Origin of the sequence: Micromonospora sp. RV43 (assembly GCF_001029515.1) — a bacterium.
GTDB classification, from domain to species: Bacteria; Actinomycetota; Actinomycetes; order Mycobacteriales; family Micromonosporaceae; genus Micromonospora; species Micromonospora aurantiaca.
The window spans coordinates 1-3,991 of record NZ_LEKG01000316.1; the positions used below are offsets into that span (position 1 = coordinate 1).

A 3,991-nucleotide genomic window follows, 5' to 3' on the forward strand; every position below is an offset into this window, starting at 1 on the left:
GGTCAGGTCGGGCGGGGGGCGAAGCCGTAGGGGAGTTCCAGGCGGTGGGCGGTCAGCAGTGCCTCGTCGGACAGGAGGTCCGCGGTGGGGGCGTCGGCGACGATGCGGCCACCGTCCAGGATCACCGAGCGGGGGCACAGCTCGGCCGCGTACGGCAGGTCGTGAGTGACCATGAGTAACGTCACCGGCAGGGCGCGCAGGATCTCCGCCAGTTCCCGCCGGGCGGCCGGGTCGAGGTTCGACGACGGCTCGTCCAGCACCAGGATCTCCGGGCGCATGGCCAGCACCGTCGCCACCGCCACCCGGCGCCGCTGCCCGAACGACAGGTGGTGCGGCGCGCGGTCCCGATGCTCGCTCATGCCGACCGCGGTGAGCGCCTCGTCGACCCGGGCGGCCAGCTCCGCGCCGCGCAGGCCCAGGTTGGCCGGGCCGAACGCCACGTCCTCGGCGACTGTGGGCAGGAACAGCTGGTCGTCCGGGTCCTGGAAGACGATGCCGACGCGGCGGCGTACCTCGGCCAGCGTCTCCCGGTCCCGGCTGACCGTCAGGCCGCCGACGGTCACCGTGCCCTCGGTCGGGGTGAGGATGCCGTTGAGGTGCAGCACGAGCGTGGTCTTGCCGGCGCCGTTGGGCCCGAGCAGCGCCACCCGCTCGCCGCGCGGCACGGTCAGGTCCACGCCGTGCAGGGCGACGTGACCGTCCGGGTACGCGTACCGGACGCCGCTGACGTCGAGGGAGGGCGGCTGCTGCACGTACCCGATCATTGCAGGACGAGCGCGACGGCGGCGATGGTGGCCGCGATCGCCGGCACCGTCGCGGCGGCCGCCCACTGGCCGGCGGTGGCCGCGCCGGCCCCCTGCCACACCGCCGGCATCCGGCCGGTGTAGCCACGGGAGAGCATCGCCAGGTAGACCCGCTCGCCGCGCTCGAAGGCGCGCAGGAACAGCGCGCCGACGCCGGCCGCGAAGCCGCGCAACTGCCACAGGAACCGCGGGTCGTCGCCGCGCGACACCCGCGCCACCCGCATCCGGCGGGCCTCGCCGACGAGCACCTCCAGGTAGCGCAGCATGAACGTGGCGATCTGGGTGAGGATCTGCGGGCACCGCAGCCGGTCCAGGCCGAGCAGCAGGTCACGCGTCGTCGTGGTCGCCGCCAGCAGGAGCGACGCGAGTACGCCGAGCGTGCCCTTCGCCAGGATGTTGAACGCGCCGTGCAGCCCGTCCACGGACAGGGCGAGCCCCGCCACCTCGACCCGTTCCCCCGCCCCGAGGAACGGCAGGGCGAGCGCGAACAGCACGAACGGCAGCTCGATCAGCGCCCGGCTGAGCAGCCAGCGCGGGCCGACCCGGGCCAGCGCGGCCACCACGGCGACCAGGAGCGCGTAGCCGCCGAAGGCCCAGTACGCCTCGCGGGGCGTCGCCACCACCGCGACTGTGAACAGCACCATCGCGGCGATCTTCACCTCCGGCGGGAGGCGGTGCACCGGCGAGCCGGACTCGCGGTAGAGGACGTGCGCGTGCCCGGCGCCCATGGTCAGCGGGTGCCGGTGGACGGGGTCGCGGCGTCGTCCGCCGGGTCGGCGCTCGCAGTGGTCGTGTCAGGCGCGGCGGGCGTGGCGGGGCCGCGGCGGCGGGCCAGCCAGAACAGGCCGCCGCCGAGCGCGAAGGTGAGCAGCACACCGAGAACGCCGGACAGGCCGGTGGACAGGAAGTCGTTGCCGATCCCGCGTACGCCGTAGTCGGCGAGCGGGCTGTCCGCCAGCTCGTGGTCCTTCGCCTGCTGGGCCGGGCAGCTGCCGCCGGTGATCTCGTCGTCGGCGTTCACGGTGCAGCCCTTGAGCAGCGACGAGTCGAGCCCGTCCGGGTGCGAGGAGGCGTAGTTGCTGACCACGCCCGCCAGCAGCAGAGCCACCAGCAGGCCGCCGAGCACGAACGGCCAGTGACGCTTGCTCATCGGGCACCTCCGGCGACCGGGACGGCGGGAGCCGGCGTGACCGGCTTGAGGGCGCGCAGCGCGTACACCAGGTCGGGCCGGACCTTTGCGACGGTGACCACCGTGGTCGCGGTGATCAGGCCCTCGCCGATGCCGATGAGCAGGTGGGCGAAGGCCATGGTGCCGGCCAGGCCGGTGAGGTTGCCGCCGAGGTCGGTGGTGCCGCCCAGCCAGTACTGCAGGACGAAGCCCTGGGACGCGACCACCACGCTGACCAGCGCGGACACGAACGCGGTGACCGCCAGGCCGGCCGGGGTACGCGGCAGTACGCGCAGCAGGAGCGCGATCAGCAGGTACGCGGCGGCGGTGCCGAGCAGCGCCATGTTGGTGATGTTGAGGCCGAGCATCGCCACCCCGCCGTCACCGAAGACCAGCGCCTGCACGATGAGCACCACTGCGACGCAGAGCGCGCCGACCCACGGGCCGACGAGCAGCGCGGCCAGCGCGCCGCCGAGCAGGTGACCGCTGACCCCGGCGGTGAAGATCGGGAAGTTGAGCATCTGCACGGCGAAGATGAACGCCGCCACCAGCCCGGCCATCGGGGCCAGCCGGTCGTCGAGGTCGGCGCGGCCCCGCATCACGCAGAACGCGAGCGCGGCGAGGGCGAGAGCCGCGAAGATCGCGGCGACCGGACCGTTGATGATCCCGTTGGAGATGTGCATCGCCAGGGTGTCCACGCGCTCAGCGTATTTCCAGGAAGGCACTGTTGCCAATATCTGGCAACAACCTCATGATGGCCGTCACCACGCCCGCGCGTCGCCGTCCGCCGACCGTACCGGCCCGGCGGTATCGTCACCGCCATGACCGACCGCCTCAAGCCCGGCGACCCCGCCCCCGAGTTCACCCTCCCCACCGACGACGGCGGCACGCTGTCCCTGTCCGGCCTGCGCGGCCGCAAGGTCATCCTGTACGCGTACCCGGCCGCCATGACGCCCGGCTGCACGAAGCAGGCGTGTGACTTCCGGGACTCGCTCGCCTCCCTCCAGGCCGCCGGCTATGAGGTGGTGGGCATCTCGCCGGACAAGCCCGCGAAACTCGCCAAGTTCCGCGACCGGGATGCCATCACGTTCCCGCTGGTCTCCGACGAGGACAAGGCGGTGCTGACCGCGTACGGCGCGTTCGGCGAGAAGCAGATGTACGGCCGTACCGTCACCGGCGTGATCCGCTCGACGTTCGTGGTGGACGAGGACGGCAAGATCGAGCAGGCGTTCTACAACGTGCGGGCCACCGGCCACGTCGCCAAGCTGCGCCGCGACCTCGGCCTCGACTGAGGTCGTCGCGCGGCACGCCCCGGTCGCGGCCCGGAGTACACACGGCTCCGGCGCGACACTCTAAACTCAGCGGGTCGGCGGGAGTGGCGGAACGGCAGACGCGCAGGCCTTAGGAGCCTGTGTCCGAGAGGACGTGGGGGTTCGAAACCCCCCTCCCGCACCATCAACGGTGTCACCCGCATCACGAACGCGGGTCCGGGCCGCGTCGCCACGCGCAGGATGGCGTCGTGGACCTGCGTTTCGTACTCGACCCCGACCTGACCCCCGAGCTGCGCGAACAGATCATCGCGCTCTGGGTGGACGTGACGAACGCCGGCGGCGCCGTCGGCTTCGTCGCCCCGGTGACCGCGGACGAGGTACGCCCGCTCGCCACCTCCACGCTCGACGAGGTGGCGGACGGGCCGGACCGGCTGCTCGCCGGCTACGAGGGCGAGAAGCTGGTCGCGGTGCTGGTCATCGCCGACAACCGGTTCCACCTCAAGACGCACTGGCGGGTGCTCAAGCGCGTCATGGTGCACCCGGACACGCAGGGACGCGGCCACGGCGCGGCGCTGATGCGCGAGGCCGAACGGATCGCCCGAGGGCTCGGCCTGGCGGCGCTGCACGTGACGGTCCGCGACGGCCTGGGCCTGGACGGCTTCTACAAGCGCCTCGGCTACCGCGAGATCGGCCGCCTCCCCGCCGCGCTGCGCCTGTCCCCCACCGACGCCCGTGACGAGATCCTCATG

6 protein-coding genes and 1 tRNA gene are annotated in these 3,991 nt (G+C 72.8%); 3 read left to right on the forward strand and 4 right to left on the reverse strand.

What is annotated here, in order from left to right:
* Positions 1-2 precede the first annotated feature (2 nt).
* Genes ABD52_RS36630 through ABD52_RS36645 form a run of 4 tightly spaced genes read right to left on the reverse strand, consistent with a single transcriptional unit; the run spans position 3 to position 2,669 of the window.
* Positions 3-764, reverse strand: coding sequence for an energy-coupling factor ABC transporter ATP-binding protein (locus ABD52_RS36630; protein WP_047894780.1), 762 nt, complete (start codon positions 762-764; stop codon positions 3-5).
* On the reverse strand, positions 761-1,531 hold the full coding sequence (gene cbiQ, locus ABD52_RS36635) for a cobalt ECF transporter T component CbiQ (protein WP_047894781.1): 771 nt from the start codon (positions 1,529-1,531) through the stop codon (positions 761-763). Before cbiQ ends, ABD52_RS36630 begins: the two co-directional genes overlap by 4 nt.
* 2 nt (positions 1,532-1,533) lie before the next feature.
* Positions 1,534-1,953, reverse strand: coding sequence for a PDGLE domain-containing protein (locus tag ABD52_RS36640; RefSeq protein WP_047894782.1), 420 nt, complete (start codon positions 1,951-1,953; stop codon positions 1,534-1,536).
* Positions 1,950-2,669 carry an energy-coupling factor ABC transporter permease gene (locus ABD52_RS36645; RefSeq protein WP_041798831.1) on the reverse strand — a complete coding sequence of 240 codons (720 nt, stop codon included), beginning with the start codon at positions 2,667-2,669 and terminating at the stop codon, positions 1,950-1,952. Before ABD52_RS36645 ends, ABD52_RS36640 begins: the two co-directional genes overlap by 4 nt.
* Before the next feature lie 123 nt (positions 2,670-2,792).
* On the opposite strand from ABD52_RS36645, the gene bcp reads away from it, so the two are divergent.
* From bcp to ABD52_RS36660, 3 genes are all read left to right on the forward strand, one after another.
* Positions 2,793-3,263 (forward strand): thioredoxin-dependent thiol peroxidase, encoded by a 471-nt coding sequence (bcp, locus tag ABD52_RS36650; RefSeq protein WP_047894783.1) that lies wholly within the window; start codon positions 2,793-2,795, stop codon positions 3,261-3,263.
* Between the two features lie 77 nt (positions 3,264-3,340).
* Positions 3,341-3,426 (forward strand) — tRNA-Leu (locus ABD52_RS36655).
* 64 nt (positions 3,427-3,490) lie between these two features.
* Positions 3,491-3,991: GNAT family N-acetyltransferase (locus tag ABD52_RS36660; RefSeq protein ID WP_047894784.1), on the forward strand; the 501-nt coding region annotated here is incomplete at its 3' end.

What these genes read in the sequence shown, in the direction of transcription:
- ABD52_RS36630 (WP_047894780.1), bottom strand. Translation starts at nt 764, where the DNA reads ATGATCGGGTACGTGCAGCAGCCGCCCTCCCTCGACGTCAGCGGCGTC.
- cbiQ (WP_047894781.1), bottom strand. Translation starts at nt 1,531, where the DNA reads ATGGGCGCCGGGCACGCGCACGTCCTCTACCGCGAGTCCGGCTCGCCG.
- ABD52_RS36640 (WP_047894782.1), bottom strand. Translation starts at nt 1,953, where the DNA reads ATGAGCAAGCGTCACTGGCCGTTCGTGCTCGGCGGCCTGCTGGTGGCT.
- bcp (WP_047894783.1), top strand. Translation starts at nt 2,793, where the DNA reads ATGACCGACCGCCTCAAGCCCGGCGACCCCGCCCCCGAGTTCACCCTC.